Genomic DNA, 12636 nt, shown 5'->3' with positions numbered 1-12636 from the left:
CGTCGGCTTGCGAACTATAGCTGTACCGTTCGTGCGGTGGCAGTGGGAATTGGCTGAACCTCGGGTTACGCGCCAAACTCTTAAGTGAAACGCCCGCCTGGAGAGTGATCATGGCCCTGCACCGCGTCGCCCGTTTCGCCGATGTGCCCGAAAACCGAGGCCTGGAAGTACGGATCGCGGACACCAAAATCGTCTTGCTGCGGGTCGGCGATCAATTGCGCGCCTATCAAGGCGAATGCCCCCACGCCGGGGCGCCGCTGGCCGAGGGGGCGCTGTGTCACGGGCGCCTGATTTGCCCGTGGCACAAGGCCGCGTACCGGATCGAGGACGGCGGGCTGTGTGAACCGCCATCTCTGGACAGCCTCAAGCGCTACCCCCTGGAAATGCGCGATGACGAGGTCTGGGTCGACGATCAGCCGCTGTCGGATCCCCACACGCCGCCTGCCGATGATGAGCGCACGTTTGTGATCATCGGTGCCGGTGCCGCGGGCACGGCGGGGGCGGCGGCATTGCGCGAGAAAGGCTTTGGCGGCCGCGTCGTGTTGATCGACCGCGAAGCCGATGCCGGTTACGACAGGACGGTACTGAGCAAATTCGTGATCGCCGGGGAAATGCCACCCGAAGAAGTTCCGCCGCTACGAGAGGAAAGCTTTTACCGCGAACAGCGGATCGAACGAATAACCGGCCAGGTGGCGAGCCTGGATGCCCCCAACAAAACCCTGCGCCTGGCCGACGGTCAGTCGCTGACGTATGACGCGGCGTTGCTCGCGACCGGCGGCATACCCAACCCCCTCACGCTGCCCGGCGCCGACTTGCCGCAGGTCTTCCTGCTGCGTTCCAAGGATCAGGCGACGCGCATCCTGAGTGCTGCGAAACCGGGCCAGCGGGCGGTGATCATCGGCGACAGCTTCATTGCCCTCGAGTCCGCGTCGGCCCTGCGCCAATACGGTCTGGAGGTCACCGTACTGGCACGCCACGCGGTGCCATTCGCCAAGCAGTTCGGCGAAGCGGTCGGTAAGGCGATTCGTGCCCTGCACGAGGCCAATGGCGTGGTGTTTCATACCGATGGCGACGCCGCAGCGATCGAAGGCACGGATAAGGTCGAAGCCGTGAAACTGGAAAACGGTCAACGTTTACCCGCCGATCTGGTGCTGGTCGGCATCGGCGTCAGCCCGGCAACGGAACCGTTCACAGACCTGCCCAAGGATAAGGATCGTTCACTGCAGGCCGACGGCGGCATGCGCGTGGCCGAAGGGTTGTGGGCGGCGGGTGATATCGCGACCTTCCCGCTCAACGGCCACCCCCAGCGCATCGAGCACTGGCGCCTGGCCCAGCAACAGGCGCGGATCGCCGCGGCGAACATGCTGGGCGGCGACGAACACTACCTCGACGTACCGTATTTCTGGACCTGGCATTTCGGCAAAAACTACGACTACCTCGGCCACGCCGAAAGCTGGGACGAAGTCGAGTTCAAGGGCGACCCCGACCATCCTCCCTTTATCGGCCTGTTCAGCAAGAACGGCGTGGTTGCGGCGGCAGTTGCCTGCGAAAAAGAGCGGGCAATGGCGATGCTCGCTGAACGGATGAAACAGCCGTTGCCGGTAGATGAGGCCTGGCGGCTGGTTCGGGACGTGGATTAGGCTTTAAACAGCGCACAGCAAAACGCCCGGCAGAGACCGGGCGTTGCCTTGAAACGAGCGGTGTTACTGAATCTGTGGAGCGCCGCCGAGCTTGCTCATCACGAAGCCGACAAATTGCTCAACGGTCATTTTCTGGCCGTTGAATTCCACCTGATTGTTGGCGTAATGCAATTTGGTGACGATGTCGTTGCCTTCCAGTTTGGCCAGTTGCGTGCCGACCGCCATGCTGCTGAACATGTCCGCGGTCGCCGTTGCCTGATCTGCAATGAGCTTGGCGTCGGTCTGGCCTTCGATCTGCGACTGCACGGTGAGCAGGTCAACGAGCATCGGCTTGGACACTTGCAGATTGAAATCCAGCAGCGCGATCAGCTGTTGGGTCAACTGGTCTGGCGGCAGGTCCATGGATTGCGGCTTGGTCAGGTCGAGCACCAGATTGGCGCGGCTTTCACCGTTGGTGGATTTGAACGACAGATTCTCCAGGGCCACCTGCGGGCCAGCCGCGAGCAGTTTTTCCAGGCCGGTTTTGACCTGCGCCTCTTCGGCCGGGGTCAGCACCAGCTCTGGAGCCGGTTCACCGGCGGCAGCGGCTTCAGCAGCGGCTTTCTCGTACGGCTGCAATTTGGTCTGGTAGACCTGCATCAGCGACATGGTCGCCGGGATGTCGAGGTTCTTCAGGCTCATGGCCATCTGCGCAGAGCCGACGGTCTTGCCGTTCAGCGACACTTCACCCACCTTGTAATCGGCACGCCCCGAAGCGCTGGTGCCCGACTCTTCGGTTTGGTTCTTCATTTCAAATTTCTTGAAACCCAGAATCGATTGCTTGGCGCCGAAGGTGGTTTTGCTGTCGGTCAGCTCCAGGGTGTTGTCGCCGACGTAATAGCCGTAGGTGCTTTTGGTCAGGTTGCTGGCCACGGTCAGGCCGTTCAGCTCGACCTTCACCGGCGTCTGGTCTTCAGCCACCGTGGTCAACGTCAGGCTGTCCATGTAACCGTTGGCCTTGACCTTCTGCGCTTGGGCGCTGGCGGCGACGTCGAGGTTCAGACCGGAGAATTTCAGGTTGGACTTGTCATCCAGCGCTACGTCCAGCGGCAACAATTGCAGGGTGCCGTTGGTGGCATTGTCGTAACCGATGTTGACCACACCCGTGAGTGGGGATTTGTCCTTGGCAGCGGCGAACCATTTTTCCGTCGTCGGGGTTCTTTCCAGTTCGTAGTGACTGGTGGCCATGACCGGCAACCATTTCAGCGACACCAGACGCGAGAACGGCAGCGGGCCGTGTTCGAGGCGGTCGACGAACAGCAACTCGACCGGCGCTTCGCCGAACATTTCGCCTTCGCCCTTGAGGCGGTAGTGCGCGGTGCTGCTGAAAATGTGTCGCTCCAGCGACACCAGTTCCAGCGTCGCGGTGCCGTTGGAACCCACCAGCGCGGCTTTCAGCTCTTTGTTGGCGTCGGCGATCGAGGTGTTCAGCACGCCTTCGATTTTGGTGCCGGTGTACCAGGCACCACCGGCACTGATTGCACCGATGGCAACGACGATTCCAAGAAGCACGCCTGCTGATTTATTCATGAATTACCCGATCAATGTCCGTTGTTGAAAATGTGGTCGTCTTCCCTGAACCCATGACGGGTTGCGGTCACGACTGCGCTGAAAGTGCGATGCAGATTAGCATCAGGCGCACCGGGCGGCCCAATGTTTAAAGGTTAAAGAGTGTCTAGAGAACCCTGATGCCTGTGGACCACCGGTAAGGGTCGAGAGTTTCAGTGGTCATTAGATTGCCTTCGCGAGCAAGCCCGCTCCCACCTTTGACCGAGTCGCGGGATAGGACGCGATCAAATGTGGGAGCGGGCTTGCTCGCGAAGACGTCAGACCCGACGACACAGGCTCAGGAATACTGAACTTCCATCTCATCCAGCTGGTGATCAAAGCTTTTGAGCCGCGCCGTCCACGTATACACCAGCACTTCAAAATCGCGATTGATGACGGCCCCGCCCGTCACTTCCGCGCGCGGATCGCAGAAGTCCAGTTGATAGCGTTCACGGGCCATGGCGGCCGCCACATCGGAGAGTTCACGGGCATTGTTGAGCCAGTGCCTGTCGTCTTCGGAGACTTGCTTGTCCAGTTCCAGGCACTGCTTCTTCAAGGTCTCAAGGCTTTTTTCCAGTGGCGTGCCGGTCAGTTCGCCCATGACTTCCTGAAAGGTGCGCCCGGGTTGCCAGTAGCTGCCCCAGAAATACCGGTCAAACACTGTTTCGACCCGACGCAACGCCACCTTGGTGTCCCAGATCAGCACCAGGGTCTTGCCTTGTTCGAGTTGTCTTTTCTTGATGCGCTGGCCCTGGACTGAAGCCCAGGCCACCACGACGATTGCCATCACGGCAATCAGCGCGGCAGCGCTGTCGAGGAACACCAGCGCCTTGTCGATCTGGTGGGCCAGCATGATGCCGTAGAAATAGGTGGCCGACAGCAGGACCAATGCCGTAATAGCGCACCAGAAGCCGGGAGCATAAGGGTTTTTCATTATTAGATCCCCATGACCAACGCGAGCCTTGATCGATGAAGCCAACGCGCGACCTCATCAAATCAAAGCATAGCAACGGCCTCAGGGTTTGCCGGGCTGTGACGCTTGCGTTCGTCCGCTTTCCCAGCCGCCGCCCAAGGCGAGGAACAGATCGATCTGGCTCATGGCAACTTGGGTGTTGGCGGCGGCCAGTTGCGCCCGTACATCGGTGTAAGTGCGGGTGGCTTGCAGGTCCGCCAGGAACGACGCGCGGCCGGCCTGGAAGAAGCGGTGGGTCTGGTCAGCGGCCAATTGCGCCGATTGTTCGGCGTCGGCCAACGCATCGCGACGTTGCAGCAGCGCCGAGTACTGCGCCAGGCCGGTCTGGGTCTCGCGGATGGCGTTGAGCACCACGCCATCGAAATGCGCCAACGTGCCTTGGGTGGCCGCTTCCGCCTCGCGGATTCGCGCCCGGGAGCCATTGGACGGCACGGTCCAGGTCAGCAACGGCCCGAAGCCCCAGCGATTAGTCGCCGGTTTGCCGAGATTTTCGAGGATGCCGACGGTACCGACCGTCGCGCCGATGCTGATGTCCGGGTACAACTCGCCCGTGGCGATACCGATGCCGGCGGTCGCGGCCGCCAGCCGGCGTTCGGCCTGGCGCACATCGGGGCGGCGCTTGAGCAAGGTAGCGCCGTCACCGACTGGCAACAATTGAGTGATTGTCGGCAGTTCGTTGCAGGTGGCGGTCCCGGCCGGCAACTGCTCGACCGGTTTGGCCAACAGCATCGACAAACGGAACAATCCGGCCTGACGCGCCGCTTCATAACGCGGCATGTCGGCGCGCAAGGATTTGAATTGGGTTTGCGAACGGGTGACCTGGGTTTCGTCGCCGCGCCCGGCATCGCGCAGACGCTGGATCAACGTGGTGCCTTGAGCCTGCAGGTCGAGGGAATGCTGGGCGATTTCCTGCTCTTCATTGGCCGCGCACACTTGGGTATAAGCCCGAACTACATCGGCCACCAACGTGATGCGTGCGGTATCGGCGGCGGCTTGAGTCGCGTCGGCATTGGCCTTGGCCGCTTCGATCCCGCGTTGCAAGGTACCGAACAGGTCGAACTGATACGACGTGGTAATGCCAATGTCGCCGACGTTGGCCACCGGCACTTTATCCGCCAGCAAGAACGCTTCGCCGGACTCCTGCAAGCGCTGCGCGCCGATCTTCACACCGCCGCTCCAGCCGCCCGCCGCCTGCGCTTCGTCGACTTGAGCGCGGGCCCGGGCAAGGCTCGCCGCCGCCACGCGCAAATCGGTGTTGCTGGCCATGGCCTGCTGCACCAGTTGGTCAAGGCGCGGATCCTGATACAGGCGCCACCAATCGGCAGGCACCGGGGCCGACACGACATTTTTACCGTTTACCGTCAGGTTGCCCTGCAAGTCTTCGCGGTGGATAGCGGCCTCTTCCGGCAGATGATAATCCGGCCCGACCACCTGACAGGCCGACAGCAAAAAACCTAAGCCGACAACCGCCAAACCCGAGGCCCTGCTCATTTCGCGGGCTCCTGCGGTTGGTCATCCATGATCGACACTGTGGCGGTGCGCCCGGCGATCATGCGGAAGTCCGCCGGCACGTCGTCGAAGGCAATCCGCACCGGGATCCGCTGGGCCAGACGCACCCAGCTGAACGCCGGATTGACGTTGGGCAACAGGTTGCTGCCGCTGCTGCGGTCGCGGTCCTCGATGCCGGCGACGATGCTTTCGACATGGCCGCGCAAACGCGCGCGGTCGCCGACCACTCGAATGTCGACGCTCTGGCCGACATGAATGCCGTCGAGTTTGGTTTCTTCGAAATAGCCGTCGATGTGGAATGAATTGCTGTCCACCACCGACAACACCGGGCGCCCGGCGGTGACGAATTCCTGTGCACGCGGCGCACGGTCGTTGACGTAGCCGTCCACCGGGCTGCGAATGGTCGAGCGATCGAGGTTGAGCTGGGCGCTGTCCACCGCCACCTGGGCTTCCATCAGCGCCACTTCGGCGCGGGCCACGCGGGACTGGCTTTCTTCCAGTTGCTCGCCCGGCACCAGATTGCCGAGGCCACGGTTACGCTTGGCTTCGCGTTGCGCCTGGGCCAGGGTTTCCTGACGGTCGGCGACCGCAGCCTTGGCCTGACGCAGAGCCAGTTTGAACCGGTCCTGATCGATGCTGAACAACACCTGGCCGCGTTTCACCAACTGGTTGTCGCGCACTTGCACTTGCTGAATCAGCCCGGACACATCCGGGGCGATCTGCACGATGTCGGCACGGATGTGCCCGTCCCGGGTCCAGGGCGCGAACATGTAATACATCACCATGCGCCAGACAACGACGACGGCGAAGGTCACGATCAGCAGGGTCAGGACCACGCGACCGAGGGTCAAAAAAGGCTTTTTCATGTCATCAGGTATCGACTGAGTGAGTCCACGGCGCCGAGCAGCAAGGCGTAGAGAGCCACGTTAAACAATGCCCGGTGCCAGACCAGACGGTAAAAGTGCAGGCGCGTCAGCAACCCGTGCACCAACAGGAACAGCACGTACGTAATGCCCATCAGCACCAGCAGCGTAGGCAGGAACACCCCGCTGATATCCAGATCACCGATCATAAAGGCGCTCCATCGATGCCATGGGGCAGCGGTTCTTCGAGTTCGCCCGAGGCGACGAATTCCACCCCCGGCAGCAGCGACAGGCGCAGACCGCTCAGGGCATGCAGCAGGTGCAGACGCGCGCCGTCATCGCACTCGGTGTTGAGGGCGCGGCGGGTGCGGTCGAGGGTCATCAGCAGCGGGCTCGGTGCCGGCAATCGCTCGCCCGCCTTCAGGCACGCCTTGAAGTATTCGCCGACCTCGGCCACCACTTGCTGCAGCAGCGCTTGCGGTGTGCCGAGCACTCGCGGCGTGTAGGCCAGCAGGTCAAGCAAGTTCAGCGCTACGCGCACCTCCCGCAGCGCAATGCCGGTGTCTTGCCCGGTCATGGCCAGCCGCGGCAGATGCTGCATCAAGCGATCGAGCATCTGCACGCCGAGGTGCCGGTGTTCGGCCAGCGTGGCTGGCTCGGTGAGGCTGACAATGTCGCGCCAGCTGAACCGGGTCAGGCGTTTGGCCGCCAGTTCCGCACCGAACGGCCGGGCGATCAGCGTCCAGACAAACGCGAACAGCAAGCCGACGGGGCCGGCGAGGTTGGAGTTGGCGAAGCTGAGGAAATCCGCGTCGTAAGCACCCTGAATGCTGATGAACGACGAGGTGTTGACCAAGGTCAGCAGCATGCCCAGGTAAAACTGCGGCTTGACCGTCAGGGTGCCGATGCAAATGAACGGCACGGAAAACGCCAGCACCAGCATCGGGAAATCATGCAGGTTGGGCAGTACCAGAAACAGATACAGACTGGCAAACAACACCGACATCGCCGTCCAGAAAAAGAACCGGAAAATCTGTGGCGCCGGGTCGTCCATCGAGGCGAAGAAGCTGCACGCCACCGCCGCCAGAATCACTGCGGCGCCACCATCAGTCCAGCCGAGCAGAATCCACAGCACCGAGGCGACAATGATCGCGGTCACCGTCGACGCCGCCGAATAGAGCATCAGCCCACGGTCGAGAAACGGCGACAGGCGACCCAGACGCCAATGCCGATATACCGCGCGCCAGCTGTCCTGGCTTTCGCATTGAATGGCGTATTGCAGGCTGCGGCAGTCTTGCCACACATCGATCCACTCGCCGAGGCGATAAAGGGCGTTGGAAAACAGCAGCTGCTTGCGGTCATCCAGCGCTTCGGCAGACGGCTGCAACGCCTCAAGTTGATCTTTCAGCGCTTGCCAGCGGCCGAGGTCGGCATCCTTGTGATCCAGCCATTCGGTGGTCGCGGTCAGCAGCGGTGCGAACTTATCCACAAGCTCGGGCGTGCGTCGTTCGAGGGCGTAGAGCGCGTCGTCGAGGGCGTCGATCACCGGCAACAGGTGAATCATCCGCCCGCGCAATTCCTTGGTATTGCGCACCGTCTGCGGCCGCGCGCCCTCGTGGGGCAACTGGCCGATCATCAGTTCCAGGCTGTTGAAGGTCGCCACCATCGCCGAGCGCAAGGCGCTGACTTCGTCCGGCTGCACGTTGCGGCTGAGAAAACGCAGGCTATAAGTCGAAGCATCGGCGAACCATTTGTTCACCGAATCGTTGAACACCGGCGCCAGCCGCCGTGGCCAGAACATGGCACCGACCACGGCCGCCACCGCGATGCCGAGGAAGATTTCTTCGGTCCGCGCTTCGGCCACGTCCCACACCGCCAACGGGTTATCCACCACCGGCAAGGCAATCAGCGGCAAGGTGTAACCGGCGAGCATCAGCGCGTAACTGTTGGCCGTGCGCAGATGCAGCGACAGGAACAGCAACGTCCCGGTCCACAGCGCGATCACCACCACCAGCACATAGGGGCTCTGGACAAACATCGGCACGAAAAAAACCGCTGCCGCCGCACCGAGCAAGGTGCCGACTGCGCGGTACAAAGCTTTGGAACTGGTAGGGCCGACGAAAGGACTGGAAACGATGTACACCGTGGCCATCGCCCAATACGGACGCGGCATTTGCATGAGCATGGCGATGTACAGCGCAATCATCGACGCCGCGAACGTGCGTACCCCGTAAAACCAGTCCCGCGCCGGAGGAACGCCGGTAAAAAATCCGCTCAAGGGTTGGCCACCGACGGCGGGTTGGCCGCTTCAAAGGCTCTCAGCACCCGCAGCGTCGCTTCCAGATCACTGCGGTCGATCCCTTCGAGCACTTCATGGCGCAACCGCACCAACTCGATCTCGACAGCCTGCACCAACTCCCGACCGGTTTCCGTCAGGCTCAGGCATTTGGCGCGGCGATCATGAACATCTTCGGTGCGACGAACGTAGCCGGCATGACACAACTGATCGAGCAGACGCACCAGCGACGGACTCTCCATCCCCGCCGCATGCGCCACCGTCACCTGCCGCACACCCTCGCCCAGACGCCCGATCATCAACAACGGGACGGCGCAGGCTTCAGTGATTCCATAGTTGACCAGCGTGGTCTGGCAGATCTTCCGCCAATGCCTGGCGGCCACCACCATGGAGCTGCTGATGTTCATCTGGAGAGCGTCGAGGTTTTTCGGCACGAGGGGAAACACACACTGTTAGTTTGCTAACTATCAATATGGCATTGGAGGGGAAAGTTGGTCAAGTTTTGAAACAATTTGGCTGCCATCCGTCGCCAGTTGGCTGCCTGAATCAACATCGGTACTGAAGACGTATATACTTCGTCAGTATCCACTTCGAGGAAATGGAAATGTCCAAACAAGCTGTTTTTACGATGAAACTTGAACCAGAGCTGCGAGAAGAGTTCATGGCAGAAGCTGAAGCCTCCCATCGCCCCGCATCGCAAATCGTCAGGGAAATGATGCGTCAGTTCGTTCAAACACAACGAGAGTCGCGCGAGTACGAAGCGTTCTTGCAACGTAAAGTCGACACTGCACGTATTTCGATGCGAGCTGGCGAAGGCCTGACCAATGATGAAGTTGAAGCACAATTCGCTGCCAGGCGTGCGCAGGTAACCAAGAAAGGATGAAGATAATATGGACGCCCGCAGCAGCACAGGATCGTGCAGACATCTGGGATTACCTGTATGCAGTCAATCCAATAGCCGCCCTCGAAATGGACAACCGATTCATTGATGCGATATCTCGCATTTCCCAGTTTCCTGAAAGCGGCCCCGTCGGAATCATTACAGGTACTCGCGAGTCAATTCCCCATCAAAGCTATCGCTTGGTTTATCAGGTCGAAACGGACGCGGTCTGGATTCTCGCGCTTGTTCATACATCCCGACAGTGGCCCCAGAAAGGTAATTCTCACACCCCCCGCCCCTTCCTCATCAGCACATCCAGTTGATCCACCACCTCCGCCCAATCTGCATCATCCAGAATCTCCTCCCGCAATAACTGCGCTTGGCTTTCGCTCCAGAAAAATGCATCGGCCAGATGCAATTCAGACTTGAGCGGTGAGTGGGTGGCGATGAATTTATCGATGCTTTCAGCGTCGTCCGGCAGGCCGAGTTGTTTGAACAGGGAAGGGAGGGTGTGGGTTGGGGATTCCATGTCTGGCTCCTGTTTATGGCAGATGATGGGGTGACTGCTTTGCAGTCAATCGCGGGCAAGCCACGTGCCCACAGGATTGCGATAACCCTGTGGGAGCGTGGCTTGCCCGCGAAGACGGTATCACTAACGCCGCAAAACTCACTGGCTCAACTCACGCACCTCCGCATGCGGCACCATTTTCAGAAACTCTGGCACGTTCATGTGCAGCAGATTGATGTGGTTGCCGGCTTCAAGGTAAATGTCTTTCTGCCGGGTCAGCAGAGGGTCGATGACCACGTCGAGCCCATAGGCCTCGCCAAGGGCGGGCACGGCGCCGCGTTCGCAATCATCGAACAGGTGCGGCAGGTTGCTTTCCCGGGAGACCTGCCATTCGCCACTGCTGCGCACTTTGCTCAGGTCCAGATGGCGACTGGCGGGCAGCACGGCCATCAGGAAATGCCCGTGTTGGTCGTCGAGGATGACTGACTTGGCCACCCGTTCAGCAGGAATGCCCGCGAGTCGCGCGGTTTCAAGGCTGCTGGCCGAGTGCGGGTGGGACACGATGTCATATTCGCAGTGCGCCTTCTCCAGGCTGCTCTGCAGGGTTTTTGCCATACGCATGATGCACCTCGGTGTCCGCAAACACTGTTTGGCGGACGATGGTTAACACTTTTCTTCGTACTGAAAGTCTAGGCCCGCTGGGGGATTGCGCAGGGAAATCTGCCCATCGGCGGACGTCAACAACTGATCAAAATTCGTCCAATCGAGAGCTCAGCTAGACTGTATAAAGAACCATCAATGACTCTCCCGGAGGGTCACGTGAACATTCGTTGCTGTGCAGTTGCGTCGCTGTTGGTCGTGAGCGGATCGGTCTTCGCCGCGGACACCGTCGTCCTGCTGGCCCCCAACCCTATCGGGATCTGGCTGATCACATTCGGCATCGCCTTTCTGATCGCCGAAGCGGCGCTGCCCAATTACGGCGTGATCGGGTTGGGCGGCATTGTGATGTTCGTGATTGGCGCGGTGGTTCTGACCAACACCGAAGTGCCTGTGCCATTGATGATCGGCCTCGGTCTGATCAGCGCCCTGCTGCTGGTTGCCCTGCTGATTCACGCCCTGAAAACCCGACCACGCGAAAACGTCAGTGGCGATGCAGGACTGGTGGGCAGCGTGACCCCGGTGATGTCGCTGGCCGGCAATGACTACAACGGCTGGGTGCATCTGCAAGGAGAGAAGTGGCAAGTCCTCAGCACTACGCCGCTGCAACCCGGGCAAAAGGTCCGGGTGGTGGCACGCAAGGGATTACTGCTGGAAGTGGCCGCAGCTGATGCGGCGTCGAAGGGAGAATAGACATGGGCCTGCAACTGGGTTTTGCCGCGCTACTGTTACTGCTGATCGCGCTGGCGGGTTCGACTTTCCGCATCCTGCGCGAATACGAGCGCGGGGTGGTCTTCCAGCTCGGGCGCTTCTGGCAGGTCAAGGGGCCTGGCCTGATCCTGCTGATTCCGGTGGTCCAGCAAATGGTCCGCGTCGACCTGCGCACAGTGGTGCTCGACGTACCGCCACAAGACGTAATCACTCGCGACAACGTCTCGGTCAAGGTCAACGCGGTTCTGTACTTCCGTGTACTCGACCCACAGAAAGCCATCATCCAGGTCGAAGATTTCCTCATGGCCACCAGCCAATTGGCTCAGACCACGCTGCGGGCGGTGCTCGGTAAACATGAACTCGATGAACTGCTGGCTGAACGGGAACGGCTGAACATCGACATCCAGCAAGTGCTCGACGCCCAGACCGATGCCTGGGGCATCAAGGTCGCGAACGTCGAGATCAAGCACGTGGACCTCAACGAATCGATGGTCCGCGCCATCGCCAAACAGGCCGAAGCCGAACGGGAACGCCGGGCCAAGGTGATTCACGCCGAAGGTGAATTGCAGGCTTCGGAAAAACTGATGCAAGCGGCCGAGATGTTGGGGCGTCAGCCGGGGGCGATGCAGTTGCGGTACATGCAGACGTTGAGTTCGATTGCCGGGGACAAGACAGCGACGATTGTCTTTCCGCTGCCGATCGAATTGCTCAAGGGGATGGCGGATTTGTCGTCCAAATCCTGACCCTCTGCGAAAACACCAACGTCTGGTAACTCCGTCGGAGATTTCCTTCAAGTTGTAGTGGTGTTGGTGAACTTGTTCCGGCCTGAACCCAGGTCTAGTCTGGGTTTGTCACTGAATAAACGGTGACACGGACGTGCAAGTCCGACGAAACTGTTTGGGTCGCAATTGCCATGTCTCATTGCTTAATGGCGGCTGCGCGCAGGAGATCCTCGGATCTGCTGGGTGTCCTAAACAGTCCCGGTCTTGCACACCTGCGCTCGGCCGCCACC

Annotated in this window: 14 protein-coding genes; 5 read left to right on the top strand and 9 right to left on the bottom strand. The window is 60.6% G+C overall.

The features are described from left to right. Positions 1-110 precede the first annotated feature (110 nt). On the top strand, positions 111-1640 hold the full coding sequence (locus ACA053_RS00795) for an FAD-dependent oxidoreductase (RefSeq protein ID WP_497394335.1): 1530 nt from the start codon (positions 111-113) through the stop codon (positions 1638-1640). 63 nt (positions 1641-1703) lie between these two features. Here ACA053_RS00795 and ACA053_RS00790 read toward each other — a convergent pair whose 3' ends face one another. The 7 genes from ACA053_RS00790 to ACA053_RS00760 form a co-directional block, all read right to left on the bottom strand. After that, a complete protein-coding gene (locus tag ACA053_RS00790) occupies positions 1704-3209 on the bottom strand; it encodes a YdgA family protein (RefSeq protein WP_497394334.1) in 1506 nt (501 codons plus the stop codon). Between the two features lie 316 nt (positions 3210-3525). Further along, on the bottom strand, positions 3526-4161 hold the full coding sequence (locus ACA053_RS00785) for an NADH:ubiquinone oxidoreductase subunit N (RefSeq protein ID WP_497394333.1): 636 nt from the start codon (positions 4159-4161) through the stop codon (positions 3526-3528). A gap of 81 nt (positions 4162-4242) precedes the next feature. Further along, complete coding sequence (locus ACA053_RS00780; RefSeq protein WP_497314846.1) at positions 4243-5691, bottom strand: efflux transporter outer membrane subunit; 1449 nt, start codon at positions 5689-5691, stop codon at positions 4243-4245. Continuing rightward, the gene (locus ACA053_RS00775) at positions 5688-6575 is read right to left on the bottom strand and encodes an efflux RND transporter periplasmic adaptor subunit (protein ID WP_077747465.1); all 888 of its coding nucleotides are present in this window, start codon (positions 6573-6575) and stop codon (positions 5688-5690) included. The genes ACA053_RS00780 and ACA053_RS00775 overlap by 4 nt, the downstream gene beginning before the upstream one ends. Then, complete coding sequence (locus tag ACA053_RS00770) at positions 6572-6781, bottom strand: DUF1656 domain-containing protein (protein WP_008148151.1); 210 nt, start codon at positions 6779-6781, stop codon at positions 6572-6574. Before ACA053_RS00770 ends, ACA053_RS00775 begins: the two co-directional genes overlap by 4 nt. Further along, positions 6778-8850, bottom strand: a complete 2073-nt coding sequence (locus tag ACA053_RS00765) for an FUSC family protein (protein ID WP_497394332.1) — start codon at positions 8848-8850, stop codon at positions 6778-6780. The genes ACA053_RS00770 and ACA053_RS00765 overlap by 4 nt, the downstream gene beginning before the upstream one ends. Next, positions 8847-9275, bottom strand: coding sequence for a MarR family winged helix-turn-helix transcriptional regulator (locus ACA053_RS00760; protein ID WP_497314842.1), 429 nt, complete (start codon positions 9273-9275; stop codon positions 8847-8849). The genes ACA053_RS00765 and ACA053_RS00760 overlap by 4 nt, the downstream gene beginning before the upstream one ends. Before the next feature lie 197 nt (positions 9276-9472). Between ACA053_RS00760 and ACA053_RS00755 the strand changes: the two genes are divergently transcribed. Together ACA053_RS00755 and ACA053_RS00750 are read left to right on the top strand one after the other, a co-directional pair. Then, positions 9473-9751 carry an antitoxin of toxin-antitoxin stability system gene (locus ACA053_RS00755; protein WP_497314840.1) on the top strand — a complete coding sequence of 93 codons (279 nt, stop codon included), beginning with the start codon at positions 9473-9475 and terminating at the stop codon, positions 9749-9751. Further along, positions 9748-10071 (top strand): type II toxin-antitoxin system RelE/ParE family toxin, encoded by a 324-nt coding sequence (locus ACA053_RS00750; RefSeq protein WP_497314838.1) that lies wholly within the window; start codon positions 9748-9750, stop codon positions 10069-10071. Before ACA053_RS00755 ends, ACA053_RS00750 begins: the two co-directional genes overlap by 4 nt. Here the strand turns inward: ACA053_RS00750 and ACA053_RS00745 are convergent. Together ACA053_RS00745 and ACA053_RS00740 are read right to left on the bottom strand one after the other, a co-directional pair. Further along, complete coding sequence (locus tag ACA053_RS00745) at positions 10032-10277, bottom strand: DUF2789 domain-containing protein (RefSeq protein WP_497314836.1); 246 nt, start codon at positions 10275-10277, stop codon at positions 10032-10034. The two genes, ACA053_RS00750 and ACA053_RS00745, sit on opposite strands and share 40 nt — an antisense overlap. A 138-nt stretch (positions 10278-10415) precedes the next feature. Further along, positions 10416-10877 carry an aminoacyl-tRNA deacylase gene (locus ACA053_RS00740; RefSeq protein WP_497314834.1) on the bottom strand — a complete coding sequence of 154 codons (462 nt, stop codon included), beginning with the start codon at positions 10875-10877 and terminating at the stop codon, positions 10416-10418. Positions 10878-11075: 198 nt separating this feature from the next. On the opposite strand from ACA053_RS00740, the gene ACA053_RS00735 reads away from it, so the two are divergent. Next, complete coding sequence (locus tag ACA053_RS00735; RefSeq protein ID WP_497396104.1) at positions 11076-11606, top strand: NfeD family protein; 531 nt, start codon at positions 11076-11078, stop codon at positions 11604-11606. Positions 11607-11608: 2 nt separating this feature from the next. After that, on the top strand, positions 11609-12367 hold the full coding sequence (locus tag ACA053_RS00730) for a slipin family protein (RefSeq protein WP_094469722.1): 759 nt from the start codon (positions 11609-11611) through the stop codon (positions 12365-12367). Positions 12368-12636 lie beyond the last annotated feature (269 nt).

Source organism: Pseudomonas sp. LBUM1672 (assembly GCF_059695655.1).
This window is presented reverse-complemented; position numbering and strand designations above follow the sequence as displayed.

Bases quoted from the DNA above. Each gene is read 5' to 3' on its own strand.
- ACA053_RS00795 (WP_497394335.1), top strand. From the start codon at position 111: ATGGCCCTGCACCGCGTCGCCCGTTTCGCCGATGTGCCCGAAAACCGA.
- ACA053_RS00790 (WP_497394334.1), bottom strand. From the start codon at position 3,209: ATGAATAAATCAGCAGGCGTGCTTCTTGGAATCGTCGTTGCCATCGGT.
- ACA053_RS00785 (WP_497394333.1), bottom strand. From the start codon at position 4,161: ATGAAAAACCCTTATGCTCCCGGCTTCTGGTGCGCTATTACGGCATTG.
- ACA053_RS00780 (WP_497314846.1), bottom strand. From the start codon at position 5,691: ATGAGCAGGGCCTCGGGTTTGGCGGTTGTCGGCTTAGGTTTTTTGCTG.
- ACA053_RS00775 (WP_077747465.1), bottom strand. From the start codon at position 6,575: ATGAAAAAGCCTTTTTTGACCCTCGGTCGCGTGGTCCTGACCCTGCTG.
- ACA053_RS00770 (WP_008148151.1), bottom strand. From the start codon at position 6,781: ATGATCGGTGATCTGGATATCAGCGGGGTGTTCCTGCCTACGCTGCTG.
- ACA053_RS00760 (WP_497314842.1), bottom strand. From the start codon at position 9,275: ATGAACATCAGCAGCTCCATGGTGGTGGCCGCCAGGCATTGGCGGAAG.
- ACA053_RS00755 (WP_497314840.1), top strand. From the start codon at position 9,473: ATGTCCAAACAAGCTGTTTTTACGATGAAACTTGAACCAGAGCTGCGA.
- ACA053_RS00750 (WP_497314838.1), top strand. From the start codon at position 9,748: ATGAAGATAATATGGACGCCCGCAGCAGCACAGGATCGTGCAGACATC.
- ACA053_RS00745 (WP_497314836.1), bottom strand. From the start codon at position 10,277: ATGGAATCCCCAACCCACACCCTCCCTTCCCTGTTCAAACAACTCGGC.
- ACA053_RS00740 (WP_497314834.1), bottom strand. From the start codon at position 10,877: ATGCGTATGGCAAAAACCCTGCAGAGCAGCCTGGAGAAGGCGCACTGC.
- ACA053_RS00730 (WP_094469722.1), top strand. From the start codon at position 11,609: ATGGGCCTGCAACTGGGTTTTGCCGCGCTACTGTTACTGCTGATCGCG.